Source organism: Streptomyces dengpaensis (assembly GCF_002946835.1).
Taxonomy (GTDB): Bacteria; Actinomycetota; Actinomycetes; order Streptomycetales; family Streptomycetaceae; genus Streptomyces; species Streptomyces dengpaensis.
On record NZ_CP026652.1, the window covers coordinates 7,642,878 to 7,668,471 of the forward strand.

Annotated in this window: 24 protein-coding genes and 1 pseudogene; 14 read left to right on the forward strand and 11 right to left on the reverse strand. The window is 71.2% G+C overall.

The window, feature by feature from the left end; genetic code table 11:
• Positions 1–12: 12 nt before the first annotated feature.
• Entirely contained in the window at positions 13–1,473 is a 1,461-nt protein-coding gene (xylB, locus tag C4B68_RS35620) for a xylulokinase (protein ID WP_099503450.1), read from the reverse strand.
• Positions 1,474–1,635: 162 nt separating this feature from the next.
• Between xylB and xylA the strand changes: the two genes are divergently transcribed.
• Both xylA and C4B68_RS43715 read left to right on the forward strand, forming a co-directional pair.
• Entirely contained in the window at positions 1,636–2,802 is a 1,167-nt protein-coding gene (gene xylA / locus C4B68_RS35625) for a xylose isomerase (RefSeq protein ID WP_099503448.1), read from the forward strand.
• A 444-nt stretch (positions 2,803–3,246) separates the two neighbouring features.
• Positions 3,247–3,861 carry a hypothetical protein gene (locus tag C4B68_RS43715; protein ID WP_240634577.1) on the forward strand — a complete coding sequence of 205 codons (615 nt, stop codon included), beginning with the start codon at positions 3,247–3,249 and terminating at the stop codon, positions 3,859–3,861.
• 47 nt (positions 3,862–3,908) lie between these two features.
• Here C4B68_RS43715 and C4B68_RS35635 read toward each other — a convergent pair whose 3' ends face one another.
• Positions 3,909–5,180: an SWF or SNF family helicase gene (locus tag C4B68_RS35635; protein ID WP_099503446.1), complete on the reverse strand. Its 1,272-nt coding sequence runs from the start codon at positions 5,178–5,180 to the stop codon at positions 3,909–3,911.
• Complete coding sequence (locus C4B68_RS35640; RefSeq protein WP_099503444.1) at positions 5,177–8,029, reverse strand: DEAD/DEAH box helicase; 2,853 nt, start codon at positions 8,027–8,029, stop codon at positions 5,177–5,179. The genes C4B68_RS35635 and C4B68_RS35640 overlap by 4 nt, the downstream gene beginning before the upstream one ends.
• A gap of 245 nt (positions 8,030–8,274) precedes the next feature.
• On the opposite strand from C4B68_RS35640, the gene C4B68_RS35645 reads away from it, so the two are divergent.
• The 4 genes from C4B68_RS35645 to C4B68_RS44200 all read left to right on the forward strand — a co-directional run bounded on the left by C4B68_RS35645 (position 8,275) and on the right by C4B68_RS44200 (position 11,463).
• The gene (locus C4B68_RS35645) at positions 8,275–9,330 is read left to right on the forward strand and encodes a fatty acid desaturase family protein (protein ID WP_099503443.1); all 1,056 of its coding nucleotides are present in this window, start codon (positions 8,275–8,277) and stop codon (positions 9,328–9,330) included.
• Positions 9,331–9,433: 103 nt separating this feature from the next.
• The gene (locus C4B68_RS35650; protein WP_099503441.1) at positions 9,434–9,616 is read left to right on the forward strand and encodes a hypothetical protein; all 183 of its coding nucleotides are present in this window, start codon (positions 9,434–9,436) and stop codon (positions 9,614–9,616) included.
• 288 nt (positions 9,617–9,904) lie between these two features.
• Entirely contained in the window at positions 9,905–11,329 is a 1,425-nt protein-coding gene (locus C4B68_RS35655; protein WP_099503439.1) for a hypothetical protein, read from the forward strand.
• Positions 11,330–11,340: 11 nt separating this feature from the next.
• Positions 11,341–11,463 (forward strand): hypothetical protein, encoded by a 123-nt coding sequence (locus C4B68_RS44200; RefSeq protein ID WP_257217393.1) that lies wholly within the window; start codon positions 11,341–11,343, stop codon positions 11,461–11,463.
• A gap of 56 nt (positions 11,464–11,519) precedes the next feature.
• Here the strand turns inward: C4B68_RS44200 and C4B68_RS35660 are convergent, their stop codons facing one another.
• The 3 genes from C4B68_RS35660 to C4B68_RS35670 form a co-directional block, all read right to left on the reverse strand.
• Positions 11,520–12,359, reverse strand: a complete 840-nt coding sequence (locus C4B68_RS35660) for a hypothetical protein (RefSeq protein WP_099503437.1) — start codon at positions 12,357–12,359, stop codon at positions 11,520–11,522.
• A 135-nt stretch (positions 12,360–12,494) separates the two neighbouring features.
• The gene (locus C4B68_RS35665; RefSeq protein WP_099503486.1) at positions 12,495–12,800 is read right to left on the reverse strand and encodes a hypothetical protein; all 306 of its coding nucleotides are present in this window, start codon (positions 12,798–12,800) and stop codon (positions 12,495–12,497) included.
• Between the two features lie 245 nt (positions 12,801–13,045).
• A complete protein-coding gene (locus tag C4B68_RS35670) occupies positions 13,046–13,654 on the reverse strand; it encodes a class I SAM-dependent methyltransferase (protein ID WP_180289310.1) in 609 nt (202 codons plus the stop codon).
• A 143-nt stretch (positions 13,655–13,797) separates the two neighbouring features.
• Between C4B68_RS35670 and C4B68_RS35675 the strand changes: the two genes are divergently transcribed.
• From C4B68_RS35675 to C4B68_RS35695, 5 genes are all read left to right on the forward strand, one after another.
• Positions 13,798–14,571 carry an MHYT domain-containing protein gene (locus C4B68_RS35675; protein WP_099503435.1) on the forward strand — a complete coding sequence of 258 codons (774 nt, stop codon included), beginning with the start codon at positions 13,798–13,800 and terminating at the stop codon, positions 14,569–14,571.
• Positions 14,572–14,633: 62 nt separating this feature from the next.
• A complete protein-coding gene (locus C4B68_RS35680; protein WP_099503433.1) occupies positions 14,634–17,168 on the forward strand; it encodes a sensor histidine kinase in 2,535 nt (844 codons plus the stop codon).
• Positions 17,165–17,602 (forward strand): roadblock/LC7 domain-containing protein, encoded by a 438-nt coding sequence (locus C4B68_RS35685; RefSeq protein WP_099503431.1) that lies wholly within the window; start codon positions 17,165–17,167, stop codon positions 17,600–17,602. The genes C4B68_RS35680 and C4B68_RS35685 overlap by 4 nt, the downstream gene beginning before the upstream one ends.
• 19 nt (positions 17,603–17,621) lie before the next feature.
• A complete protein-coding gene (locus C4B68_RS35690) occupies positions 17,622–18,035 on the forward strand; it encodes a DUF742 domain-containing protein (RefSeq protein ID WP_099503429.1) in 414 nt (137 codons plus the stop codon).
• Between the two features lie 243 nt (positions 18,036–18,278).
• A complete protein-coding gene (locus C4B68_RS35695) occupies positions 18,279–18,884 on the forward strand; it encodes a GTP-binding protein (protein WP_099503427.1) in 606 nt (201 codons plus the stop codon).
• Positions 18,885–18,918: 34 nt separating this feature from the next.
• On the opposite strand, the gene C4B68_RS44205 is transcribed toward C4B68_RS35695, so the two are convergent.
• Entirely contained in the window at positions 18,919–19,050 is a 132-nt protein-coding gene (locus C4B68_RS44205) for a hypothetical protein (protein WP_257217392.1), read from the reverse strand.
• A 102-nt stretch (positions 19,051–19,152) separates the two neighbouring features.
• Here C4B68_RS44205 and C4B68_RS35700 point away from each other — a divergent pair, with 102 nt between their 5' ends.
• Positions 19,153–19,566 (forward strand): roadblock/LC7 domain-containing protein, encoded by a 414-nt coding sequence (locus C4B68_RS35700; RefSeq protein ID WP_099503425.1) that lies wholly within the window; start codon positions 19,153–19,155, stop codon positions 19,564–19,566.
• Between the two features lie 66 nt (positions 19,567–19,632).
• Positions 19,633–20,178: pseudogene (locus C4B68_RS43720) on the forward strand (DUF6397 family protein); the annotation flags it as partial.
• A 15-nt stretch (positions 20,179–20,193) separates the two neighbouring features.
• Here C4B68_RS43720 and C4B68_RS35715 read toward each other — a convergent pair.
• A complete protein-coding gene (locus tag C4B68_RS35715; RefSeq protein WP_099503423.1) occupies positions 20,194–21,075 on the reverse strand; it encodes an acyl-CoA thioesterase in 882 nt (293 codons plus the stop codon).
• Between the two features lie 19 nt (positions 21,076–21,094).
• Positions 21,095–23,608, reverse strand: a complete 2,514-nt coding sequence (locus tag C4B68_RS35720) for a DEAD/DEAH box helicase (RefSeq protein ID WP_099503421.1) — start codon at positions 23,606–23,608, stop codon at positions 21,095–21,097.
• Positions 23,609–23,753: 145 nt separating this feature from the next.
• Here C4B68_RS35720 and C4B68_RS35725 point away from each other — a divergent pair, with 145 nt between their 5' ends.
• Positions 23,754–24,548: a metal-dependent hydrolase gene (locus C4B68_RS35725; RefSeq protein WP_099503419.1), complete on the forward strand. Its 795-nt coding sequence runs from the start codon at positions 23,754–23,756 to the stop codon at positions 24,546–24,548.
• Positions 24,549–24,737: 189 nt separating this feature from the next.
• On the opposite strand, the gene C4B68_RS35730 is transcribed toward C4B68_RS35725, so the two are convergent.
• Both C4B68_RS35730 and C4B68_RS35735 read right to left on the reverse strand, forming a co-directional pair.
• The gene (locus tag C4B68_RS35730) at positions 24,738–25,013 is read right to left on the reverse strand and encodes a type B 50S ribosomal protein L31 (protein ID WP_099503418.1); all 276 of its coding nucleotides are present in this window, start codon (positions 25,011–25,013) and stop codon (positions 24,738–24,740) included.
• Between the two features lie 33 nt (positions 25,014–25,046).
• Positions 25,047–25,517, reverse strand: a complete 471-nt coding sequence (locus C4B68_RS35735) for a DUF5709 domain-containing protein (protein ID WP_099503416.1) — start codon at positions 25,515–25,517, stop codon at positions 25,047–25,049.
• Between the last annotated feature and the right edge of the window lie 77 nt (positions 25,518–25,594).

The window sequence follows — 25,594 nt, forward strand, 5'->3', positions numbered from 1 at the left end:
GCGCCGATCCCCTCAGGGCCGTCCTCGTCCGTGCCTGTCCGGCTCCCGCTCCAGCAGCGGGGCCGCGTCGGAGAGTACCCCGGTGATCCTCGCGAGCGTCTCCTCGTCCCGTTCCACGGCGTCGAGCACGGGCCCGTGGGCGGTGCCCCAGCGCCGGGCGACCGCGGCCGGGTCCTCTCCGGTCAGCAGGCCCGCCGCCTGCGCCGCGGCGCCCAGCGCGACCAGCTCCTTGGCCTCGGGCAACTGAACCGGCCGCCCCGACAGCCGGCGTACGGTCTGCTGCCAGGCCGTCCCCCGGGCGCCGCCGCCGATCAGCAGCAGCGGAGCGGAGCGGTCGGCGTCCTCATCGAGCACCAGGTCCAGGGCGCCCAGCAACGAGTGGACCGCGCCGTCGTACGCCGCCTGCAGCAGCTGCCCGCCCGTGGTGTCGTGCCGGAGTCCGTGCAACAGCCCCGAGGCGTGCGGCAGGTTCGGCGTGCGCTCACCGTCCAGGTAGGGGAGCAGCGTCACGCCCGCGCCCGGCTCGACGGCCTCGCGGTCGAGGCCCAGCAGCGCGGCGACACGGTCGACGGCGAGGGTGCAGTTCAGGGTGCAGGCCAGCGGCAGCCAGTCGCCCCGCGCGTCGGCGAAGCCCGCCACGGTGCCGGTCGGGTCGGCGGGGCGCCTCGCCGAGACGGCGTACACCGTGCCGGACGTACCGAGGCTCAGCACCGCGGTGCCGGGGCGCAGCCCGAGGCCGAGCGCCGCGGCCGCGTTGTCGCCGGTGCCGGCGGCGACCAGGGTGCCCCTGGAGAACGGCAGGTCGGCGTCGGCGTGCACGGTCCCGGCCACCTCGCCGGGGCGGACGACGCGGGGGAGCAGGGCAGGGGCGAGCCCGACATGCGCGAGGACCTCTTCGTCGTACGTCTCGGTCCCGGACGCCCACCAGCCCGTACCGGAGGCATCGCCGCGGTCGGTCGTGCCCTGTCCGGTGAGGCGTTCGGTGAGGTAGTCGTGGGGGAGGCGTACGGCCGCGGTGGCGCGGACGGCGTCCGGTTCGTTCTCGGCCAGCCAGGCCCATTTCGTGACGGTGAAGGACGGGCCCGGCACACTGCCGGTCCGGTCGGCCCAGGCCTTCGGGCCGCCCAGCTCCTCGACCAGCCGACGCGCCTGCGGCGCCGAGCGTACGTCGTTCCACAGCAGAGCCGGGCGTACGGGATCGCCCTGGGCGTCGAGCGTGACGAGCCCGTGCTGCTGGCCGCCGATCGACACCGCCGCGGCCTCGTGCGCCGCGTCACCGCACTGGTGCAGCGCCTCGCGGAGCGCGTCCCACCACTGTCGGGGGTCGCTCTCCCGGCCCGCTCCCGTGGAAACGGTGTGCGGCGCCTGCCCGCTCGCCACCACCTGACCGGTCGATGCGTCGACGACCAGGGCCTTGGTGGACTGGGTGGATGTGTCCACCCCGACGACGAGCGGACCCTCGGCTGCTGACATCGGGTTCTCCCTCTTCCGCGGCTCCGCGGGATCTGTCTGGTTGGGGGGCTCCCGGACCGGCGCGGCCCGGTTTTCGCACTTCGTCTCTTCCCAGAGACGTGTCCGCATACTAATTTGTTAACCGCCATGACGAAATAGTCGGAGCCAGCAAGGAGCCGCGGTATGAACTATCAGCCCACCCCCGAGGACAGGTTCACCTTCGGCCTGTGGACCGTCGGCTGGCAGGGAAGGGACCCGTTCGGCGACGCCACGCGGCGCGCCCTGGACCCCGTCGAGTCGGTGCAGCGCCTGGCCGAGCTCGGTGCCTACGGAGTGACCTTCCACGACGACGACCTCATCCCCTTCGGGTCCTCGGACAGTGAGCGCGAGTCGCACATCAAGCGCTTCAGGCAGGCCCTGGACGCGACGGGTCTGAAGGTGCCGATGGCCACCACCAACCTGTTCACGCACCCCGTCTTCAAGGACGGCGCGTTCACCGCGAACGACCGAGACGTACGCCGCTACGCGCTGCGCAAGACGATCCGCAACATCGACCTGGCGGTCGAGCTGGGCGCTCAGACGTACGTCGCCTGGGGTGGCCGGGAGGGCGCCGAGTCCGGCGCCGCCAAGGACGTACGCGTCGCCCTCGACCGCATGAAGGAGGCCTTCGACCTCCTCGGCGAGTACGTGACCTCCCAGGGTTACGACCTGAAGTTCGCCATCGAGCCGAAGCCGAACGAGCCGCGCGGCGACATCCTGCTGCCCACGGTCGGCCACGCGCTGGCGTTCATCGAGCGCCTGGAGCGCCCGGAGCTGTACGGCGTCAACCCCGAGGTGGGCCATGAGCAGATGGCCGGGCTGAACTTCCCGCACGGCATCGCGCAGGCCCTGTGGGCGGGCAAGCTCTTCCACATCGACCTCAACGGCCAGTCCGGCATCAAGTACGACCAGGACCTGCGCTTCGGGGCGGGCGATCTGCGCGCCGCGTTCTGGCTGGTCGACCTCCTGGAGAGCGCCGGTTACGCGGGGCCGAAGCACTTCGACTTCAAGCCGCCGCGGACCGAGGACCTCGACGGCGTGTGGGCGTCGGCGGCCGGCTGCATGCGCAACTACCTGATCCTGCGGGAGCGTTCCGCGGCCTTCCGCGCCGACCCCGAGGTCCAGGAGGCGCTTCGCGCCGCGCGCCTGCACGAGCTGGCGCAGCCCACCGCGGCGGACGGTCTGAAGGGGCTGCTCGCCGACCGTGCGGCTTTCGAGGACTTCGACGTGGAGGCGGCCGCCGCGCGCGGGATGGCCTTCGAGCGTCTGGACCAGCTGGCGATGGACCACCTGCTGGGCGCGCGGGGCTGATCACTTCTCCTTCCGCAGATCTCTGCGCCGAATCTTTGCGCCGAATCTCTTCGCGGGACCTCTGCGCGGAATACTCCGGAATCGTGCGATCCATGGCATGAGTCCGTATCAACTTCCGCGCAGGGGTCGCATCATGACCGGTTCGAGGCGACTCTTGACGGTATGGCCATGCCGCCCGTACCGCCCCAACCCCCTCGGCCGCCGGGAGACACGCCACCTCCTGGAGGCGGTGGCTTCGGCCCTCCGTCCGCAGGGTACGGACCCCCCTACGGAGGTTACGAACCCCCGTCCGGAGGCTACGGACCTCCACCAGGCGGCTATGGTCCGCCTCCTGATGGTTTCGGGCAGGGCGGCGGAGGCTGGCAGCCACCGCCGCCTCCTGGACCGCCCGGCGGACCCGGGGGCCATCGTGGTGGTGGACGGCGCCGCCCCACTCTGTTCCTCGTGCTCGCCGTGATCGTGGCCGTCGCCGCCATCGTCGCCGTGGCCGTCGTGGCCACCGGCGGTGACGGCGAACAGGACAAGAAGTCCCCCACTGAGAGCAGCGGGACCCCGCGCCGCTCGCCCAGCCCTTCGTTGAGCATCCCGTCCGAACTGCCGTCCCTGCCTTCGGAAGTACCCAGCGTCCTGCCCACGCTGCCGTCGGGGGTGCCCAGCGGACTCGTACCGAGCGACCTTCCCTCGCTCTTCCCTTCCGTCGCGAGCGACGAAGTGCCGTACTACATGCTGAAGAAGGGCGACTGTTTCGACACGAACGACGGCCAGCCCGGGCAGGCCGCCAAGCGGTCGTGCACCAAGCCGCACGACGCCGAAGTCGTGAAGGTGGCCGAACTCAACGGCAGTTACTCGACCGACGCCGCCCTCAAGAAGGCCGCTTCGACGCTGTGCGCGTCAACACTGGAACGCAAGGCGGCCAGGCAGCCCCCGGGGACCGTGCGCGGCACCCTCGTGCAGTACCCGGACTCCAGCGGCTACGAGATCGGCATCGACAAGGTCGCCTGCAGCCTGGCGGCGGACGTCGGCAGCGGCACTCACAAGCTCACCAAGCCACTGACGTGAGCGGCACGCGCGCGTGCCGTCCTGCGTCCTGAAGTGAATGCCGGGCGTCAACCATTCATCGGTTCTCCTGCCGCCGTCGCGAGCGCCGTGGCCGGGTCCCGTACCGCCGGTCCCGCAGGCGCCCAGCGGCCCCCTTCCTTGCGATACGGCCACCACCGGCCATCGCGGCCGAGACGCAGCTGGGTGGACGCGCCGACCGCCGTCCAGCGGTTGTGTGCGGCACGGAGCAGTGGCCGCTCGTCCTCTTCCCAGGCGGACTCCAGCGCGGCACGCGCGCGTGCCAGCGATTCGGCCTGCACGGGCCACTCGTCCTCAAGGACGGACAACGCGTCCACACCTCCGTACCGCCAGGCGCGTACCGCGAGTCGCAGCTCCTCGCCGTCGCGTCCCGACCCCTCGGCGAGCCGCTGCGTGATCGCCTGCTCCGGACTGCTCGCGGCGAGCCGAACCGAGTCTTGCGCGAGGGTCAACTCTGCCTCGACGGCCTGCTGTCCGTGCCCGGAACCGAGCGCTTCGGCGAGGAGCCGGTACGCCTCGCCCGCCGCCGCGGCCGCGAGGAACTCCACGGCGGCTGGGTCGAGTCCGGGTGCGGGCGTGGCCTCGGTGTCCAGGGAGGGCGGCTGCCCGGGCTCCTGAGGCAGCTCCGGAAGGGCCGGCAGCGGCGGAAGGATGTCCCCGGCCGCGTACGCCTCAGCGGCGTCCACGCCTTCCTGACCGGCGCCGGACGCGTCCGGCGGCTCTTCCGCGGAGGTGCTGCCGCGTTCCTGGAGCTCGTCCAGGAGGGCGCGTTCGCCGCGCCCTCGCATCAACAGCAGGACGAGCGGATCCTGGTCCAGCAACCGCGCCATCTGGTAGCAGAGGGCGGCCGTGTGCCCGCAGTGGTCCCAGGCGCCGCAGTCGCACTGCGCCTCCAGATCGCCGAGCCCCGGCAGGAGTTCGACTCCTGCGGCCGCCGCGTCCTCGACCAGGTGCGGCGGCATGTCGCGGTCGAGCAGCGCCGCGATGTGCCCGGCCCGCTCGACGGCCATGTCCAGGAAGCGGTCCCACTGGTCCTCGGAGAGTTCCTGAAGCAGGACATCCGCCCGGTGCGTCGTGCGGTCGCGGTCCTGGACGACGGCCGTGATGCGCCCCGGACGCACCGATACGGCCCCCACAGCCCCGGCGCGCGCGAGCCTGCGGCCCGTCTTCACCTGCTCCGAGTCCAACGCCGCGTCCTCCAGGGCCTTCAACCAGGCCCGGCCCCACCACGTCTGCGCGAAACCCCGCCCCCGCGCGGGCGGCAAAGCGGCAAACGTACGCTCCATGTTCCGATCCGTCATCGTGCTCCCCCTCGCAACTCCACCAGGTCGGCCAGTTCCGCGTCGGTCAGCTCCGTGAGTGCCGCCTCACCGGCGCCCAGGACGGCGTCCGCCAACCGCTGTTTGCGCCGCAGCATGTCGGCGATGCGGTCCTCGATGGTCCCCTCGGTGATGAGCCGGTGCACCTGGACGGGCCGGCTCTGTCCGATGCGGTACGCGCGGTCCGTCGCCTGGGCCTCGACGGCCGGGTTCCACCAGCGGTCGTAGTGCACGACATGTTCGGCCCGGGTCAGGTTCAGTCCTGTGCCGGCGGCCTTCAACGACAACAAGAAGACGGGGATTTCGCCCTCCTGGAATCGCTCCACCATCGCCTCACGCTCGTTGATGGGCGTCCCTCCGTGCAGGAACTGCGTCGACACGCCCCGGGCGGCCAGGTGACGCTCGATCAGGCGCGCCATCCCCACGTACTGCGTGAAGACCAGAACGCTCGCTCCCTCGGAGAGGATGGTGTCGAGCAGTTCATCCAGAAGCTCCAGCTTTCCGGACCTGCCGGCGATCTTCGGCCGGTCTTCCTTGAGGAACTGGGCGGGGTGGTTGCAGATCTGCTTCAGTCCGGTGAGGAGCTTCACGATCAGGCCGCGCCGCGCCATGCTGTCCGCGCCGGAGATCTCCGCGAGTGTTTCGCGCACCACGGCCTCGTACAGGCCCGCCTGTTCCTTGGTGAGCGCCACGGCGCGGTCTGTCTCCGTCTTCGGCGGCAGTTCGGGTGCGATGCCCGGGTCCGATTTGCGGCGGCGCAGCAGGAACGGTCGTACGAGACGGGCGAGCCGCTCGGCCGCCGCGGGATCCTGGCCGCCCTCGACCGCTTGCGCATAGTGCGTGCGGAAGGTGCCGAGCCTGCCGAGCAGCCCCGGTGTCGTCCAGTCGAGGATCGCCCACAGCTCCGAGAGGTTGTTCTCCACCGGGGTGCCGGTGAGTGCCACGCGCGCGCGTGCGCCGATGGTGCGCAGCGCCCGCGCCGTCGCCGAATAGGGGTTCTTCACGTGCTGGGCCTCGTCCGCGACCACCATGCCCCAGGGCATCTCGGCGAGCCGCGGCGGGTCGAGCCGCATCGTGCCGTACGTCGTGAGGACGAACTCGCCGTCGGCCAGGCCCTCCAGGCTGCGCCGAGAACCGTGGAAACGGCGGACGGCGGTGCCGGGAGCGAACTTCTCGATCTCGCGCTGCCAATTGCCCATCAAGGAGGCCGGGCAGACCACGAGTGTGGGGCCCGCGGCGGACTCGTCGGTCTGCCGGTGCAGATGCAGGGCGATGAGCGTGATCGTCTTGCCCAGGCCCATGTCGTCGGCCAGGCAGCCGCACAGTCCCAGAGAGGTCATCCGGGCCAGCCAGTTGAGACCCCGGGCCTGGTAGTCCCGCAGCGTCGCGTGGAGCGCGGCGGGCTGCCTGACCGGCTCCTGCCCCTCCGGGTCCGCCAGCCGCTCCCGCAGGGTCGCCAGCCATCCCGTGGCCCGTACGTCGACCCGTTGGCCGTCGACATCCGTGGAGCCCGTCAGAGCGGCACTCAGCGCGTCGATGGGCGTGACCTTGCGGTCCTGCTGTGCCTGGGCGCGGCGTACCTCTCGCGGGTCGACCAGGACCCACTGGTCGCGCAGCCGCACCATGGGCCGGTTCGCCTCGGCCAGCCGGTCCAGCTCCTGCCGGGTGAGCTGCTGATCGCCCAGCGCAAACCACCAGTTGAAGGCGAGCAGCGCGTCCGCGGACAGGAACGACGGCGCGTCGGAGGAAACCTTGCCGGGGCCTTTCCCTTCGTCCGGCGGGCCGATGACCGCGCGGGTCGTCAGCTTGCGTGCCAGCTCCTTCGGCCAGTGCACGTCGACACCGGCGAACGCCAGCATGCGGGCGCCTTCGCCGAGGAGCTCGGAGACTTCCTCGTCGGCTAGTTCGACGGCGTGCGGCACGGCTGCCGCGAGCAGAGGAGTCAGCGGTGCCCAGGCCCGGGCCGCTCGGCGCAGCGCGAGCAGGGCATCCATCCGCGCGCGCGGCCCGAAGCTCGAGGATCCGGCCCAGACGGCGGAGGCATCCACCACGAGGGCCGGATCGCTCACGCTGTGCAGCTGCAGCACCACGCGGAAGACAGGCCGGGTCTCGTCCGACACCGCCGACGCCAGCCCCGGCACCTCGACGCGCAGAGAGAGCCGTACGTCCGCGTCGTGCACCGCGGCGACGTCCGTGGCCCAGGCGCGCTGCTCGGGCACGTGCTGCGGCTCCGGCGCCGCGAAGGCCGGGCCGCCCGCCGCGAGCGCTGCCGCGGGCGAGCGGGGCAGTGCGTCGGCGACCGCGTCCAGGAAGGCGCGCAGCAGCCGCTCAGGGTCGGGCAGCCGCAGCGGATCGGCGCCGTCCACCGGCACCGCGTGCGCGTCGGGCGGCATCGCGGCGGCCAGCTCGCGGATCCGCTCCAGGTCCTCAGCGCGCAAGGGGCCCGCGCGCCACGCGTCGTGGTCACCGGCCGTCAGTCCCGGCAGCAGCAGTCCGCGCGCTGCGAACTGGAGGGCCAGCACGGCGGCCGCGCCCCAGAACGCGGTAGCCCGGTGCGCCTGCGCGCCGGCACGCGCGCGTGTGAGCACCGGCAGAGCGGCCCGCACCGGAAGCACCAGGGCGGGCACGGTCACGAGCTCCACGCCCTGGCCCGCGGGCAGCACGACGGTCAGGTCCTCGACGGAACCGGAAGCCACCACGGGAGGGGAGTGGCCTTCGGGATGCCAGAACGCGACGCTGCCGGTACGGGGCGGATCGGCGGGCACGAACACGGCACAGCAGCGGGCCAGTTCGGAGATCTCGGCGGGGGTTGCCGCGGGAAGCCTCTGCACAGCGATAGCGCATTCCTCAAATTTGACTACTGGGGGGTGGGTCGCCGAGAGTACAGCACTCCGGGGGCCAGGCGAGAACGACCGGGCATGACGTGGGTCACCGTGCGCGAGGTGTAGCCAACACCCCTACGCCCCACCGGGAAACCCCCGACCGTACACGGGTGGTGGCGCCATGGTCGCCGAAGGTCACCGATTTGTACGTTTCATCAGGTCAGCCCGTTCCCCTGAGAGACCGGAGACCGAGCATGTCCCAGACCGCCGCAGTCCTCGCGGAACACCCTCCAGGGGTGAGCGTCGGGCAGACCCCCGGAAGCGAGTTCGCGTCTCTCCTGCGTACCGTCAAAGACAAGGGACTCCTGCAGCGGCGCCACGGCTGGTACGCGCGCGAGATCGCCGTGAACGCGCTCGCCCTGGCCGGTGTCGTCACCGGCGTCGCCCTGATCGGCAACTCCTGGTGGACGCTGATTCTCACCCCGGTGCTCGCCGTCCTCGCGGCCCGGACCGCCTTCATAGGCCACGACGCGGGCCACTCCCAGATCACCGGCAACAAGTCCGTCAGCCGCCTGATCGGGCTCATCCACGGCAACCTGCTCCTGGGGAGGAGCTACTCCTGGTGGAACCACAAGCACAACCGCCACCACGCCAACCCGAACCACATCGACAAGGACCCCGACGTCGTCGCCGACGTCCTGGTGTTCACCTGTGAGCAGGCCAAGGGCCGGGCCGGCTTCCGGCGCTGGCTCACCCGCAATCAGGCCTGGCTCTTCTTCCCGCTCACCCTCCTCGAGGGCGTCGCCCTGAAGGTCCACGGTTTCCAGGACCTTCGCCGACAGCCGCCGCGTGAGCGGGCCGTGGAGGCCCTGCTGCTGGTGACCCACGTCGTCGCCTACGCGACCCTGCTGCTCACCTCCATGTCCCTCGGGAAGGCCCTGGCCTTCGCCGCCCTCCACCAGGCACTGTTCGGCCTGCATCTGGGCATGGCCTTCGCGCCCAACCACAAGGGCATGGACATGCCCGACCCGGGCGGCGAGCGCTGGGGCCATCTGCGCCGCCAGGTACTCACCTCGCGCAACGTGCGCGGCGCAGTTCTCACGGACTGGTTCCTCGGCGGCCTGAACTACCAGATCGAGCACCATGTGTTCCCCGGCATGCCCCGGCCTCATCTGCGACGCGCCCAGCCCCTGGTGCGCGCTCACTGCCAGGAGTTGGGTATCCCCTACACGGAGACCGGGCTCGTCGACTCCTACCGACAGGCCCTGCGCCACATGCATGAGGTCGGGGAGCCTCTCAGGGTTGAGTAGGGGGCGCGCCTCAGGGACGTATCAGGGTCGCGGTCCGGAACCGTGGGAAGCAAGGACCCGTTCTCAGGACAGAGAGCGGCAGCAGCCGCGAAGGAGGCGACACATGTCGAAGAACGCGAAGATCGCCGCAGGAGGTGTGGCGGTCGGCCTCATCCTGCTGATCTGGCTGCCCTGGTGGGCCGCACTCCTGATCGTGCTGGGAGTCCCGGCGGCGGCATACCTCGCACTGGACCCCTCACAGCGGCGCAGGCTGCGCCGCGCCACGCGCAAGGAGCTCGGCCGCTGAGGAGCCACAGCCCCGGTGCGGCCCCGTCCAGCCCCCGGGGGGCCACAGCACCGCTCGCGGGCCTGCCGCAGTCGGCGCGGTCCGCGAGCGGGGCCGCGTGCCCCGTTCCACTTCACGACGACGGGCGCATGCCGTGTTCCACTCCACGACGGCGGGCGCCAGCCCCGTCCCACTCCACGACCACGCGCGCGTGGCCCACGAAAACCCTTTGCGCACCTGACCGCCTGCCCCCGACGATGACCGCATGACCTTTGGAAAGGAGGCCCAGCGACTCCACGGTGAGCGCTGATGGCCGCATACGAGGCGTCGCAGACGCCGCAGTCCCCGTCCCGATCCGGACAGCCCCAGACCCCGCCGGCGCCGCTGACGCCCGCCTGGCTGAAGGCCCACTTCGACCCCTTGCCCTTCCCGGCACGGATGAGCGCCCTGGCACGTTACGCCCGCACGCTCACCCCGCACGCGTACGCATCCCTCCACGGTGCCCTCGACGCCGGTGACCCCGACGAACGGCACAGGGCGCTGTTCCTGGCCGTCGCCCGCCGCGACCTCGGCCGGGTGACCGAAGCCCTCACCGACCCTCTGCTGGGCCGCCGTGCACGCTCGGCCGCACTCCGGCTGCCGATCCCCGAACACGCCCTGGAACCTCTCGCGCTGAGCGACATCAGGGCGACGCGTCACGACACGTACCGCCTCCTGCGGCGCAGCCGCCGCCGTACCCTCGCTGCCCAACTGCTGCCTCAGGTGTACGAGCGTCATGGCGCCCAGGAAGCGGCGCGCCTGCTGGGCGCCTGCCCGGCGGAAACCGCGGAGGCATGGCTGCCTCGCCTCGACGTGCCCTTCGGGGCGCTGAACTCGCTGGCCCGTACGGCCCCTCGTGCGGTGGCGGAACATCTCGCCGCACGCCGTGAGGAGAGGGCACGCCAGGACGCGTACCGGTTCACGCGCCGCTACCGGGCCGTCGCCTCGGTCGCCGCCCAACGTGACGCACACGCGGCACTGGTCCTCCTGGAACGGGCACCCGACCTGCTCACCCCGCCCGGAGTCCTCGCGGCGCTCCGCCTGCCCGCCGAATCCCTCGCCGTCCTGCGCACGGCGAGGCCACACCTCGACGGCTGGCCCGAGGAACACCCCATCCCCGCGGGGCCCTTGCCGTCCTCCCAACGCCGCGCTCTGGCGGAACTGCCCGTCGAGGACCTCGTCGCTCTGGCCGAACGCTGTCCCTCCAGCGCCAGTCGTGACCGCACACCCGGCCGCCGTGAGGTGTCGCCCGACGGCCTGCTGCGGCTCCTGCCGCCCGCGGAGCGGCGGAGCATCGTCGAGAGCCGCACCGTGGGCCGGGGCCGGACACGCGGCGCCGCACTGACCATGCTCGCCGCACTGGACCCCGCAGATCGCGTGAACCTGCTCGCCCCCTGGCTGGAGCGACACGGCAGGCCCTCCTGGTCGACGGCGCGCCTGGCCGCGGCCCTGCCCCTCGCCCAAGGCGAGCCCCTGCTACACGGAACGCGGCCATGGCCTGCGTACGCCGGGGTGACTACGCAGCGCACCGGTGGGAACGGCTGCTCACGCTGTGCGAGGAGGCGCCGCAACGGCTTCAGTCCTTGGAGTACGCGACCGCGGATGTCGGCCGTCCCCCTGTGCGGACCGCTCTGCTCGCCGCGGCACGGGCACTGCGCCGCCACGAAACTCCCGCTTCCGGACTGCTCGCGCTGACCCTGGTCCGCATGGGCGGGCGGGGTACGGCCTGGGACGACCCCTGGCGGGCCGAACTGGACGCCTTGCGCGCACATCCGGACCACGACACCGCCATGGCGGCCCTGCTCATCGACGCGGACGCGATCCGCTGACAGGGGAGGGGGACCGGCAAGGGCCGTGCCACGGGGATCCCGCGTGGTGCGGCGGCTCAGCTCGGCCGCACCGCCATCTTGTCGAGGGCCTCCAGGAGACCCGGCAGTTCTGGTCCGCGGCCGACGGGCAGGACCTCTCCGGGCTCCTCGTCGAGGAGGACGAACGCGATGTCGTCGGTCCTGGCGACCAGGGACCAGCCGGGGCCGTCGGCGCGCAGGGTCCGGGCGTCGCCGGTGGCGAAGGCCGACCGGACACGGCCGAGCGGAGGCGGCGTGTCCACATAGGAGCGGGCCTCCGCGAGCACCCTGCGGACGCCGCTGCGCGGCTCGCCGTCGCCGCTCTCCTCCTGGGCCTTCTCCTCGGCCTGGGCCTCACCCTCCGACGTCATGAAGTCGCTGTCGTCGATCTGTTCCCGCCAGGTCGCCCACTGCAGCGCGATCTCGTCGGCGCCGAGGCGCCGCTGGGCAGGGCCCCAGGTGGCGGTGTCCGGCGGGCTGAGCGGGGGCTGCTCCGTGACTTCGGGCGCGGGATCGTGCGGGGCCGGCACCCCGGGGGCCGAGACGGCGACCTCGAGGGGCCAGCCGGGCAGCGCGGCGACGACCGTGCGGTCGTCCGGAGACAGTTCGTGCTCCATTCCGCAGTCCCAGGAGGCGATGGCGACGGCGACCAGCGAGACGTCGTCGATGGCGACCGTCCACCGCGCGCCCTCGCCGTCCTGGCCGAGCACGAGACCGTACCCGTCGGCGAGCGGCGCGAGACCGAGCGCCGCACAGGCCTCCGGGTAGTCGTCCCCCAGCACGCTGGGGAACTTCGCGGGTGTCAGCAACACCGCCGTCAGCACATACAGTGCGTCGTCGTCCCCGGTGGCGACGGCGTCACCGTCTGTCCCGGCCATCCCAGCCTCCCCATCGCTACGTTCGTCGGCGCACCCTAATGCGACCGTAAGGCGCTTGTCACGAGTCCGAAGCACACGCGGAGCTGCAGTTATCCGGCTGGACAGGGGCGAAACGACCGTCCCGGTCATCCAGGGTCAGGCCGCGGGCAGCCCGAGCAGTGTGCGGGCCACCGTCCGGGGCGACTCGTCGCGTTCCCGCGCGAGGGCGATCACGGCCCGGCAGGCCAACTCGTTCACTCCGAAGGACAGGGCCTCCGGCGACACCCATGCCGCTGCCTCGTCGATCTGGTCCTGGTCGTCCTCCGCGCACGCCGACACATACGCCGCGGCCGCCTCGAACAGGTTGTGCCCGCGCCTCTCCGTCCGTGGCGTCACGGTCGACCGCTCCTCGGTCCGCTCGACCGTCTTCTTGCGCCATATCTTGCGAATCCTTCCGAACATGCCGGACATCGGGCCACCTTCCCCCTGTGCGATGGTCATCCCTGATCGTTCATCTGCTCCTACACAACGTAGAGTTGGAGCTTCGGCGGCAGAAGGGGGACGACCCCGGTGAAACGGCCGTTCCCGGCATCGGGCCACCGGTCACCGCGGCGGCAGTGGCATCACCTCCTACGGAGGAGGACGTACGTCGAAAACGGCGGCCACGCGCGCGTCTGAAGAAGGCCGGCCCTCTGGAGGCTGAGGAGTCAGCCGCGGCGTACGGCCAGCGCGAGGAAGCGGGCGTCCTCGTCGACGTACGACGTCATGTCCCAGCCGGAACCGGCCAGCAGGGGGCGGAGGTTGGCCTCAGCGCGCAGGTCGGCCGGGGTGATCTGCCGGCCCTGCCGGGCCGCGAGTGCCGCCCGGCCGATCGGATGGAACAGCGCCAGAGTGCCGCCCGGCCGCACCACGCGTGCCAACTCCCGTAGGTTTTCCGCCGGGTCCGGCAGATGTGCGATCAGACCCGCCGCGAACACCGCGTCCAGCGACTCCGTACGCAACGGCAGCCCCGCGACATCGGCGACCAGCAACTGCGCGTCCTGGTCGCGCCCGGCCCGTACGGCGGCCTCCAGCATGGCCGGGGTCACATCGGCCCCGATGACCACTCCGGACGCCCCCACGGCCGCTCGCAGGGGCGGCAGGGCACGGCCGGTGCCGCAGCCCGCGTCGAGCACCCGGTCGCCCTCGCGCAGACCCAGCTCGCCGACCGCGGCCGCGTACGCGGGCCCGTCGTCGGGGAACCGGGTGTCCCAGTTTGCCGCGCGTGCCGAGAAGAACTCCTGGACGCGTGTGTGGTCGTTGCTCATGTTCCGCATGATCCCTCATCGACACGAAGAACGACGCGGTGCACATGTTCGAGCGTGACGCGATCGTTCAGGTACCTCTCTTCGTCATATTGCAACAGCTTTCGAAATGCGCCCCCTTTGCGCGCCCCTGCCCGGACTAGCGTCCCTTGGCCATGGGACACCTGGACCACGCCGCCTTCGGCTGGCTGACCCCCGTGCTGTCGTACGTGATGGCCTGTATAGGCGCCGCCCTGGGGCTGCGCTGCACCGTCCGCGCGCTCGGCGCCACCGGGCGGTCACGCCGCAACTGGCTCCTCACCGCGGCCTCCGCGATCGGCACCGGCATCTGGACGATGCACTTCGTGGCGATGCTCGGCTTCAGCGTCAGCGGCACCGAGATGCGCTACAACGTGCCGCTGACCATCCTCAGCCTGCTCGTCGCCATGGTCGTCGTCGGCGCGGGCGTCTTCGCCGTCGGCTACGGCCGCGACCGGGGCCGTGCGCTGGTCCTCGGCGGCCTCACCACCGGACTCGGCGTCGCGAGCATGCACTACCTGGGCATGGCCGCCCTGCGGCTGCACGGCCAGGTGCACTATGACCCCGCACTGGTCGCGCTCTCCGTCGTCATCGCCGTGGTCGCGGCGACCGCGGCCCTGTGGGCGGCGCTCAACATCAAGTCGCCGGTCGCGGTCGCCATCGCCTCCCTGGTCATGGGTGGCGCGGTGAGCAGCATGCACTACACCGGAATGATCGCGGTGAGCGTGCGCGTCAGCCCCTCCGGCGAGGCCCTGCCCGGGGCCACGGCGATGCAGTTCATCTTCCCCCTCGCCGTCGGCCTCGGGTCCTATCTCTTCCTGACATCGGCGTTCGTCGCGCTGTCGCCCACGGCCGGCGAGCGCGAGGCATCCGCGTCGGCCCAGCGGCCGGTCGAGAGCGTCGCCCGCTAGCGGCGAGCCTGGACCACGACGGCCCGGAAGGCACGCCCTGAACCTTTCCGAGCGAGGAGGCCATGCGTACACCCCGTAGGACCCCCACAGCCGGCGCCGAACCGCCGCCCCAGCCCTTGCCGCGCGGTCGCCGCGCGCACGCCGGCCCGCCGGCCGACGAGCGCGCGGACATCGACGAGACCGTCGCGGGGAGGCCGACAGAGGCGCCCGCGCGCGCGGGACGCCGGCGCATCCGGCCCCGCACCGTACGAGCCAAGATCGTCTGCCTGCTGATGGTGCCGGTCGTCTCCTTGCTCGCCCTATGGGCGTACGCCACGGTGAGCACCGCCCAGGACGTCGCGCGGCTACGGCAGTTGCAGCGCGTGGACCTGACGGTCCGAGCCCCGGTCGACGCAGCCGTCGCCGCCCTCCAGGCCGAACGCGCGGCCGCCGTCCGCTACGCGACCGACCCCACCGCCGAGCGGCCGGGCGACCTCAAGAACCTGGCGCGGCGCACCGACCGAGCGGTGGCGAAGCTGCGGCTGGGCGACCACAACACCGTCGCCGACGGCGCCGACCTGCCCGCGGGGGTGGCCGGGCGCCTCAACGCCTTTGTCACCGGAGTCGAGCGACTGCGGTCCCTGCGCACCGCTGTGCTCGACCGCCGTACCGGCTGGGACGAGACGTACGGGCAGTACACCAAGGCCATCTCGACGGCCTTCGGCGTGGGCGGCGCGCTCACCGGCATCCAAGACGCCGACCTCGGCTCCGACGCGCGCGTGCTGCTCGAATTCTCCCGGGCCGGGGAAGCGCTTGCCCAGGAGGACGCGGTGCTGTCCAGTGCCCGCCTCGCCGGGAGCCTCGACGGCGAGCGGCTGCGGCTGTTCACCGGCGCCGTCGACACCCGCCGCACTCTGAGCGATGCGGCCGTCGCCGATCTGAGCGGGCCTGAACGAGCCGCCTGGCACGACCTCGTGGAGGGGAGTGCGTACACCGACGTACGCGCCGTCGAGGACAAGGTGCTCGTCTCGCGCCCCGGCGCCAAGGCGATCGACGCCGCGCCGGAGAGCGACTGGAACACCGCCCACGCGCGCGTGCAGGACGGAATGCGCACGATCGAGGCGAACGCGCGACGTGGTGTCGCGGACCGTGCGGACCCGTTCACCCGCGGTCTGCTCACCCCCGCCGGTGCCGCGGTCCTGTTCGGACTCGCCGCCGTCGTCGCGTCGCTCGTCATCTCCGTGCGCATCGGACGCGGCCTCGTCGTCGAACTGGTGAGCCTGCGCAACAGCGCCCTCGAGATCGCGCGACGCAAACTGCCGCAGGCCATGCGCAAACTGCGCGCGGGAGAGGAGATCGACGTCCGTGCCGAGGCCCCGCCCGGGCCGCCCGCCGAGGACGAGACGGCACAGGTCGCGGAGGCCCTGGGCACCGTCCACCGAGCCGCCCTGCGCGCCGCCGTCGAACGCGCCGAACTCGCCAGCGGAATCTCCGGGGTCTTCGTCAATCTCGCCCGCCGCAGCCAGGTCCTCGTGCACCGCCAACTGAGCCTGCTGGACAGCATGGAGCGCAGGTCCGACGACCCGAACGAGCTGAGCGACCTGTTCCGCCTCGACCATCTCACCACACGGATGCGGCGCCACGCGGAAAGCCTGATCATCCTCTCCGGAGCCGCGCCCGGCCGGGCCTGGCGCATGCCGGTCTCGCTGACGAACGTGGTCCGCGCGGCCGTCTCCGAAGTCGAGGACTACGCGCGCGTGGAGGTACGGCAACTCCCCGAAGCATCGGTGGTCGGAGCCGCGGTAGCCGACCTCACGCACCTTCTGGCGGAAATCGTCGAGAACGCCGCACAGTTCTCGCCGCCGCACACCCGCGTGCGGATCACCGGCGAACCGGTCGGCAACGGGTACGCGGTCGAGGTCGAGGACCGGGGGCTCGGCATGGGCAAGGAGACGCTCGCCGAGGCCAACCGGCGCATCGAGCAGTCCGAGGCCCTCGACTTGTTCGACAGCGACCGGCTCGGCCTTTTCGTGGTCAGCAGGCTCGCGGCCCGGCACGGCATCAAGGTGCACCTGCGGACCTCGCCCTACGGCGGCACCACCGCGGTCGTCCTGCTTCCCACGGCCCTGCTGCACGGCGGCGCGGCGGAACGTTCCCCCCGTAGGGCCGACACCACAAGGCCCGAAGAGCGCAAGTACGCGCGCGTGCCCGCCGCCCCGGAACAGGACTCCGTCCAGGCCATCACCGAGCGGCCCGCACTGGTGCCCCCGGTGCAGACCGCCGCCGAAGCCCCCGTGAACGGCTCGCCGGAAAGCCCACCCCCTGGAGTCACCACGCTGCGGCTGCACCGGCCTCCGGACGACTCCGAAGGATCCGACGACCTCCCACGGCGTGTACGGCAGGCGAATCTCGCCCCCCAACTGCGCGAGCGGCGCTCCGAGGAACCGACACCTGCGCCGGGTCCCCAGAGCGACGACGAGCGCACCCCCGAACTCGTACGGGACCGCATGGCGGCCTACCGCAACGGCTGGGCACGCGGCGGCGGCAGGACACCCGGCCTCGGCGCCACCCCCGACCCCGAAGCGGGCAGCGACAGCAGCGAAGGAGACCCCGCATGATCCAGGACCCGAGCATGAGGGCCGCCCAGCGGTCCGGCGAACTCGACTGGCTGCTGGACGACTTGGTGCTGCGCGTGGCCGAAGTGCGACACGCCGTGGTGCTGTCGAACGACGGACTCGCCGTGGGCGCGTCCACCGGCCTGCGGCGCGAGGACGCCGAACACCTCGCCGCCGTCGCCTCCGGCTTCCACAGCCTGGCCAAGGGCGCAGGGCGCCACTTCGGTGCCGGCGGGGTACGGCAGACGATGGTGGAGATGGACGACGGCTTCCTTTTCGTCGCCGCGGCGGGGGACGGTTCGTGCCTCGCCCTCCTCACCGCCGTCACGGCCGACATCGGCCTGGTGGCGTACGAGATGGCACTGCTGGTCAAGCGCGTCGGCGAGCATCTCTACACGCCGCCGCGCGTCGGCGCACAGCCGCCCGCCGCCGGATGAGCGAGGACGGTCGGTACAGATGACCGAGGACACGCCGGGCATCCCGCCCCAGCCGGGCAGCCAGTGGTACGACAACGAGGCCGGACCGCTCGTCCGGCCCTACGCGATGACGGGCGGGCGCACCAAACCCGGCCCCACCGGGGTGCGCTTCGACCTCATCGCCCTGGTCACGCTCGACACCGGCGCACCCGGCGTCGACGACGACACCTCGCTCGGACCGGAACACCGGGCGCTGATCGAACTGTGCCGCATCGAAACACAATCGGTGGCCGAACTGGCCGCCGGCGCAGACCTGCCCGTAGGCGTGGTCAGGGTGCTCCTCGGCGACCTCCTGGAACTGGGCTGCGTCACCGTCAGCCGCCCCGTGCCGCCCGCACAACTGCCCGACGAGCGGATCCTCCGCGAGGTGATCGAGGGACTGAGGGCGCTCTAGATGAACCACGGCGGAGTGTCCTGCGCCTCTATGTGCCCACATCCGGGCACCGAATGGGCGCGAGGCGTTCACAACCGGCCCGTTGCGGTCCAATCCCTCGAAATTGAGCGGCAGTTGTCATGATGCTGACTTCGCACACCCGCACAGATGTACCGACGCGCGGCCCCTGCAGCCGCACCGGCAGACACCCCACACAGATGAACCGACGTCGACCGTAGTCGGCACTCCCGAGAGAAGTGATCGATGGTCTCCGAGAACTCCGACGCCTCGGGTGGCGAGATGGCCGCCCTGGCGTTGAAGATACTGGTCGCCGGCGGATTCGGCGTGGGCAAGACCACCCTGGTGGGCGCGGTCAGTGAGATCCGGCCGCTGCGCACCGAGGAACTGCTGAGCGAGGCGGGTCAGTCGGTGGACGACACCGACGGCGTGGATCAGAAGGTCACGACGACCGTGGCCATGGACTTCGGACGCATCACCATCAGGTCCGGCCTCTCGCTCTACCTCTTCGGAACCCCGGGCCAGGACCGGTTCTGGTTCCTGTGGGACGAGTTGTCGCAGGGCGCCCTCGGCGCTGTCGTCCTCGCGGACACCCGGCGACTCGAAGACTGCTTCCCCGCGGTGGATTACTTCGAGCACCGGCACATCCCGTTCGTGGTGGCCGTCAACTGCTTCACGGGCGCCCGCACCTACGGCGCTCAGGACGTGTCCCGCGCCCTCGACCTCGACCGGGGCACGCCCGTGGTGCTCTGCGACGCACGTGACCGCGACTCCGGGAAGGAGGTGCTGATTCGTCTCGTCGAGTACGCCGGGCGGGTGCACACCGCCCGGCTGCTCGACTCCGTCGGCTGAGAAGCGGAATTCCGTCGGCCCGGACGGCGGACAGTCATCCGGCGCGGGCGCCGCGCGTATCCGGTGCGGGTGCCGCGCGTATCCGGTGCGGGTGCCGCGCGTATCCGGTGCGGGTGCCGCGCGAGACGACCGCCCACCCCTGCTCGTCGGTCATCTTCTCTGCCATGCCGCCCGTCCTCCTTGCCCGGACGGCGGCTGTGGGGAAGGGTGGCTGGTCAGATCCTCCGGCCAGGGGGAGACGACACCACGGGGACGGGGAGACCGGATCATGGCGCAGAACACGGGACTTGGCTGGCTGCTGGACGACCTCACCGAGCGCGTCGAACACATACGGCACGCGCTGGTGCTGTCCAACGACGGCCTGGTGACGGGCGCGAGCACCGGACTCCGGCGCGACGACGCCGAACATCTCGCCGCGGTCTCATCAGGCCTGCACAGTCTGGCCAAGGGCTCCGGCCGTCACTTCGGCGCGGGTCAAGTGCGCCAGACCATGGTTGAGTTCGACGACGCGGTGCTCTTCGTCACCGCCGCGGGCGCCGGCAGCTGTCTGTGTGTCCTCAGCGCCGCGGAGGCCGACATCGGCCAGGTCGCGTACGAGATGACTCTGCTCGTGAACCGCGTCGGCGAACACCTTCGCGTCGACGCGCGAGAGCCGGAAAGCACGCCCGTCTCAGACGTGTGACCTGCGCATACGTCGCCGCGATCAAAGTTATCCACAGGCTCCCCGCGATGTCCGTCGAGCCGGATACGGTTTCCCGAGGGACTCCGTGACCAGCTGGGCGAAGGCCTGGACCTCCGCCCGCGCAACTGGCGGGGACGCCATCTGGGATTCCTGCTGCGGCAGACCGAGGACCCCTGGGCTCGGGCGGCGGTCGTGGCGTCCCTGCTCGACCCCGTCCAAGTGGCGGAGATCGTCAGGGATCCCTACGAACGCAACTATCTGAACCGCTTCCGACCCGAGCGAGCCGCCCACGGCGCACCGGATTCTCCCGCCGCACACATCGCCGCACGCATCATGACGGCCGACGACCCCGACGAGATCAGCTGGCTCAGGGCTGACCTCGCCCAGGCCCTCGTCGAAGCCCGAGAGCTCCGCCCGGCCCCGCGCCCGGCACACGAGCGACCTGACCGTGAGGGAACGCGCGGCGAGGGGCCTGACCGCGGCGGGCCCGAAGGCGCGGGGCCCGAAAGTGAGGGACCTGAAAGTGAACGGCCCCAAGACGAGGGGCCCGTTGGTGAGGGGCCCGAGCGGCCACGGAGGCTGCTCGGGTGGCTGCGCCGCAGAAGCCCCTGACGGTCCGGCGTCGTCTTACGGAGCCCTGTCCCACAGCGCCCTGAAGAGTCCCTCCTGGACGACCGAGACGAGCAGGCGTCCCTCCACGTCGTAGATGCGCCCGCGGGCCAGCCCGCGTCCGCCCGTCGCGATCGGGGACTCCTGGTCGTACAGGAACCACTCGTCCGCGCGGAACGGCCGGTGGAACCACATGGCGTGGTCCAGCGAGGCCATGTCGAAGCCCCGCGGACCCCACAGGGGTTCCACCGGGATGCGGACGGCGTCCAGGAGAGTCATGTCGCTCGCATACGTGAGGGCGCAGGTGTGCACGAGCGGGTCGTCGCCCAGCGGCCCGACGGCACGCATCCACACCGCGCTGCGCGGCTCGACGTCCTTGACCTCATCGGGAGTCCAGCGCAACCGGTCCACATAGCGGATGTCGAAGGGCTGGCGCCGCGCCATGTGCTCCAAGGCCGTGGGGAGCGCGCCCAGATGTTCCTTGATCTCCTGCGTCACCGTCGGCAGCGACTCCGGGTCCGGAACCTCGCGGGCCGGCGGCAGCTGATGCTCGAAGCTCCCTTCCTCAGGCTGGTGAAAGGAGGCGGTCAGATTGAAGATCGTGCGGCCCTGCTGTACGGCGGTGACGCGGCGGGTGGTGAACGACCGCCCGTCCCGGACCCGTTCGACCTGGTACACGATCGGCACGCCCGGCCGGCCAGGGCGCAGGAAGTACGCGTGCAGCGAGTGCACCGGCCGGTCGCCTTCGGTGGTGCGGCCGGCGGCGACCAGCGCCTGGCCCGCCACCTGGCCGCCGAACACCCGCTGCAGTGACTCCTGCGGGCTGCGGCCACGGAAGATGTTGACCTCGATCTGCTCCAGGTCGAGCAGATCGACGAGCCTCTCGGCCGGATTCGTCATGACTGGGATTCTCCTGTGCTCACAGCTGGCCGACGTCGGTGACCTTGACGACGGCGCGACCCTCCGCGTCGGAGGCCGCGAGGTCGACCTCCGCGCTGATGCCCCAGTCATGATCGCCGTTCGGGTCGGCGAAGGTCTGACGGACGCGCCACAGCCCGTTCTGCGGCTCCTCCTCGATCAGCAGCAGCTTGGGCCCACGGGCGTCCGGCCCGGTGCCGAGGTCCTCGTACTCGTCCCAGTACTTGTCCATCGCCTCGCCCCAGGCATCGGCGTCCCAGCCGGAGTCGGCATCCATCTCGCCGAGCTCGTCGATGTTGTCGAGAGCGGCGAGTTCGACCCGGCGGAACATCGCGTTGCGGACGAGGACACGGAAGGCGCGGGCGTTCGAGGTGACCGGCTTGACCTGGTCGGCCTTCTCCTGCGCCTCCTCGGCCGTCATCTCCTCCGGATTGGCGAGCTGCTCCCACTCGTCCAGGAGGCTGGAGTCGACCTGACGCACCATCTCGCCCAGCCAGGCGATCAGGTCCTCCAGGTCCTCCGACTTGAGGTCGTCCGGGACGGTGTGCTCAAGGGCCTTGTAGGCACTGGCGAGGTAACGCAGGACAATGCCCTCGGTGCGGGCGAGCTCGTAGAAGGAGACGAACTCGGTGAAGGACAGCGCGCGCTCGTACATATCGCGGATCACGGACTTCGGAGACAGCGGATGATCGCCGACCCACGGATGACTCTTGCGGTAGGTGTTGTACGCGTGGAAGAGCAGTTCCTCCAGCGGCTTGGGGTACGACACGTCCTGGAGCCGCTCCATGCGCTCCTCGTACTCGACGCCATCGGCCTTCATCGCGGCAACGGCCTCGCCGCGCGCCTTGTTCTGCTGGGCCGCGAGGATCTGCCGCGGATCGTCCAGCGTGGACTCGACGACGGACACCATGTCGAGGGCGTACGAGGGGGATTCGGGATCCAGCAGCTCGAACGCGGCGAGCGCGAACGTCGACAGCGGCTGGTTGAGCGCGAAGTCCTGCTGGAGGTCGACGGTGAGGCGTGCGATGCGGCCCGTCGGGTCCGGCTCGTCGAGCCTCTCCACGATGCCGCCGTCGAGGAGCGAGCGGTAGATCGCGATCGCCCGCCGGATGTGCCGCAACTGCTGCTTGCGCGGCTCGTGGTTGTCCTCCAGCAGGTGCCGCATCGCCTTGAAGGCGTCGCCGGGCCGGGCGATCACCGACAGCAGCATGGTGTGCGTCACGCGGAAGCGAGAGGTCAGCGGCTCGGGCTCGGAGGCGATGAGCTTCTCGAAGGTGTTGTCCGTCCAGCCGACGAAGCCCTCGGGAGCCTTCTTGCGCACCACCTTGCGGCGCTTCTTGGGGTCGTCGCCCGCCTTGGCGAGCGCCTTCTCGTTCTCGATGACGTGCTCGGGTGCCTGCGCCACGACGAAGCCGGCCGTGTCGAAACCCGCACGTCCGGCGCGGCCGGCGATCTGGTGGAACTCACGGGCGCGCAGCGTCCGGACCCGGTTGCCGTCGTACTTCGTCAGCGCCGTGAACAGCACGGTGCGGATGGGGACGTTGACACCGACACCGAGCGTGTCCGTGCCGCAGATGACCTTGAGGAGACCTGCCTGGGCCAGCTTCTCCACCAGTCGGCGGTACTTGGGCAGCATGCCCGCGTGGTGCACACCGATTCCGTGGCGTACGTAGCGGGAGAGGTTGCGGCCGAACTTGGTGGTGAAGCGGAAATTGCCGATCAGCTCGGCGATCTGGTCCTTCTCCTCACGCGTGCACATGTTGATGCTCATCAGCGCCTGCGCCCGCTCCACGGCCTGGGCCTGGGTGAAGTGCACGATGTAGACCGGAGCCTGCTTGGTCGCGAGCAGTTCGGTGAGCGTCTCCGTCAGCGGAGTCTGCACGTACTCGTAGGACAGCGGGACGGGACGGGTGGCGGAACGGACCACCGCCGTGGGGCGGCCGGTGCGCCGGGTGAGGTCCTTCTCGAACATCGAGACGTCGCCGAGCGTCGCCGACATCAGGATGAACTGCGCCTGCGGCAGTTCCAGGATCGGGATCTGCCACGCCCAGCCGCGGTCGCCCTCCGCGTAGAAATGGAACTCGTCCATGACGACCTGGCCGACATCGGCGTTCTTGCCGTCGCGCAGCGCGATGGACGCCAGCACCTCGGCCGTGCAGCAGATGACGGGGGCGTCGGCGTTCACGGAGGCGTCGCCGGTGAGCATGCCGACGTTCTCGGTGCCGAAGAGCTTGCACAGCTCGAAGAACTTCTCCGAGACGAGCGCCTTGATCGGCGCGGTGTAGAAGGTGACCTCGTCCCGGGCGAGCGCCGCGAAGTGCGCGCCCGCGGCGATCATGCTCTTGCCCGAGCCGGTGGGCGTCGAGACGATCACGTTCGCACCCGAAACCACCTCGATCAGCGCCTCCTCCTGATGGGGGTAGAGCGTGAGACCGCGTTCCCCGGCCCACGACTCGAAGGCTTCGTAGAGGGCGTCGGGATCTGCGGTCTGCGGGAGCTGATCGATGAGGGTCACGCCCCCATCTTGCCTGTCAACCCGCTCGATGGGGGAATCGGATGCTCGTCCGATGATCACGAACGCTACGCTGTGGCGCCGACAGAGCGTCAACGCACCTGGGCAACTGGACAGCGGCACAAGAGGAATGGGGCGGGGTACGGCCATGATGGGACCAGCACACTCACTGTCGGGAGCCGCGGCCTGGCTCGGTGTCGGAGCGGCGGCCGCTGCGACCGGCCATACGATGCCCTGGCCGGTCGTGCTGGTCGGCGCGCTGATCTGCGCCGGCGCCGCGCTCGCCCCCGATCTGGACCACAAGGCGGCCACCATCTCGCGGGCCTTCGGGCCCGTCTCGCGGAGCTTGTGCGAGATCGTCGACAAGCTCTCGTACGCCGTCTACAAGGGGACGAGGAAGCCGGGCGACCCCCGGCGCTCCGGTGGCCACCGTACGCTGACGCACACCTGGCTGTGGGCGGTGCTGATCGGCGCGGGCACCTCGGCCCTGGCGATCACCGGCGGACGCTGGGCGGTCCTGGCCATCCTCTTCGTCCACATGGTGCTCGCCATCGAGGGGTTGCTGTGGCGGGCCGCGCGTGGTTCCAGCAGCGACATCCTGGTATGGCTGCTGGCCGCGACGAGCGCCTGGATCCTTGCCGGAGTCCTGGACAAACCGGGCAACGGCTCGGACTGGCTGTTCACCGCGCCGGGGCAGGAATACCTGTGGCTCGGGCTCCCGATCGTCCTGGGTGCCCTGGTGCACGACATCGGGGACGCGCTGACGGTGTCCGGCTGCCCGATACTGTGGCCGATACCCGTCGGCCGCAAGCGCTGGTACCCCATCGGCCCGCCCAAGGCGATGCGCTTCCGTGCCGGCAGCTGGGTGGAGCTCAAGGTGCTGATGCCGGCGTTCATGCTGCTGGGCGGGGTGGGGTGCGCTGCCGCGCTCAACGTCATCTGAGGTCAGTGGACCGTGGAGGGTGGGGTGCTCACCAGCGCGTTCGTCGAGCGTGGGACGTGCAGCAGTCTGCTCTCAGCGGCCGCCTTGCACAGCAGGTCGATCGGATAGTGGTGCGGGATCTTGATCCCGCTGCGAGGCCCGCCTTCCCGGACTGCGAGGCGCTCCCTCCTGGGCTGGGACCCCGCCCCCTCAGGCGGTGTCGCCCCCGCCGGACCCCTGCCCTCCGCTCCCGTACCGCCGCTCGAACTGGGCGACCCGTCCCTCCGTGTCCACGGTCCGGGCCTTGCCCGTGTAGAACGGGTGGCTCTCCGAGGAGATCTCGACGTCCACGACCGGATAGGTCTCGCCGTCGTCCCATTCGATGGTCTGGTCGCTCGTCGCGGTGGACCGGGTGAGGAAGGCATAGCCGGCGGCGCGGTCGCGGAAGACGACGGGGTGGTAGTCGGGCTGCTTGTCCTGCTGCATGGTTGCTCCTTGAGGGAGGGGGCGGGTGGCCGGTCAGCCGGACAGGGTGTCCTCGTCGACGATGTGCATCGCGGCCTCCTCGGCCGAGGCCGCCGCGCCGTCGATGCCCACGTCCATGGCGATGAGCCCGCTCTCCTCGTCCTCGTGCGCGCCTTCGTCGGGTGCCACGAGACGGCCGGAGCGCGAGGCGCCCACCTCGTTGTCGAGGGGTTCGCCGTCGGTGCCCTGGCAGTCGCCGATGCCGTCTCCGTCGGGCTCGGCGATGTCGGGCAGTTCCTCGGCGAGGCGCTGGTCCAGGGTCTCGCCCTCGTGGCCCTCCGCGGCGGTCACCCCGGCGTGCTCCACCGCCCACGGCCGCTCCGGCGGGGACCAGCCGCGGTCGAGGGGATCGCCCACGCCGTCGGCGAGCAGTGTGTCCTCAGCGTCGAGCAGCCCCGCGTCGTCCTGTACCTCGGATCCGTCGGGCTGGTAGACGTCGTCTCCCCATCCGTCGGCGCTGTCCACGGGTACCTCCAGGTGGGTCGGGCCGGCCCGGTGCCGTCGTACGCGACGGCCGGCGCGCGGGCCACCGGACACAGGCG

Coding starts and splice junctions, on each gene's coding strand:
- C4B68_RS35725 (WP_099503419.1), top strand. CDS start 23,754: ATGATGGGACCAGCACACTCACTGTCGGGAGCCGCGGCCTGGCTCGGT.
- C4B68_RS44205 (WP_257217392.1), bottom strand. CDS start 19,050: ATGGCAGAGAAGATGACCGACGAGCAGGGGTGGGCGGTCGTCTCGCGC.
- C4B68_RS35670 (WP_180289310.1), bottom strand. CDS start 13,654: ATGCGGAACATGAGCAACGACCACACACGCGTCCAGGAGTTCTTCTCG.
- C4B68_RS35635 (WP_099503446.1), bottom strand. CDS start 5,180: ATGACGGATCGGAACATGGAGCGTACGTTTGCCGCTTTGCCGCCCGCG.
- C4B68_RS35675 (WP_099503435.1), top strand. CDS start 13,798: ATGGGACACCTGGACCACGCCGCCTTCGGCTGGCTGACCCCCGTGCTG.
- C4B68_RS35730 (WP_099503418.1), bottom strand. CDS start 25,013: ATGCAGCAGGACAAGCAGCCCGACTACCACCCCGTCGTCTTCCGCGAC.
- C4B68_RS35690 (WP_099503429.1), top strand. CDS start 17,622: ATGACCGAGGACACGCCGGGCATCCCGCCCCAGCCGGGCAGCCAGTGG.
- C4B68_RS35680 (WP_099503433.1), top strand. CDS start 14,634: ATGCGTACACCCCGTAGGACCCCCACAGCCGGCGCCGAACCGCCGCCC.
- C4B68_RS35715 (WP_099503423.1), bottom strand. CDS start 21,075: ATGACGAATCCGGCCGAGAGGCTCGTCGATCTGCTCGACCTGGAGCAG.
- C4B68_RS35695 (WP_099503427.1), top strand. CDS start 18,279: ATGGTCTCCGAGAACTCCGACGCCTCGGGTGGCGAGATGGCCGCCCTG.
- C4B68_RS35685 (WP_099503431.1), top strand. CDS start 17,165: ATGATCCAGGACCCGAGCATGAGGGCCGCCCAGCGGTCCGGCGAACTC.
- C4B68_RS35700 (WP_099503425.1), top strand. CDS start 19,153: ATGGCGCAGAACACGGGACTTGGCTGGCTGCTGGACGACCTCACCGAG.
- xylB (WP_099503450.1), bottom strand. CDS start 1,473: ATGTCAGCAGCCGAGGGTCCGCTCGTCGTCGGGGTGGACACATCCACC.
- C4B68_RS35650 (WP_099503441.1), top strand. CDS start 9,434: ATGTCGAAGAACGCGAAGATCGCCGCAGGAGGTGTGGCGGTCGGCCTC.
- C4B68_RS35660 (WP_099503437.1), bottom strand. CDS start 12,359: ATGGCCGGGACAGACGGTGACGCCGTCGCCACCGGGGACGACGACGCA.
- C4B68_RS44200 (WP_257217393.1), top strand. CDS start 11,341: ATGGGCGGGCGGGGTACGGCCTGGGACGACCCCTGGCGGGCCGAACTG.
- C4B68_RS35665 (WP_099503486.1), bottom strand. CDS start 12,800: ATGTTCGGAAGGATTCGCAAGATATGGCGCAAGAAGACGGTCGAGCGG.
- C4B68_RS35655 (WP_099503439.1), top strand. CDS start 9,905: ATGGCCGCATACGAGGCGTCGCAGACGCCGCAGTCCCCGTCCCGATCC.
- C4B68_RS35645 (WP_099503443.1), top strand. CDS start 8,275: ATGTCCCAGACCGCCGCAGTCCTCGCGGAACACCCTCCAGGGGTGAGC.
- xylA (WP_099503448.1), top strand. CDS start 1,636: ATGAACTATCAGCCCACCCCCGAGGACAGGTTCACCTTCGGCCTGTGG.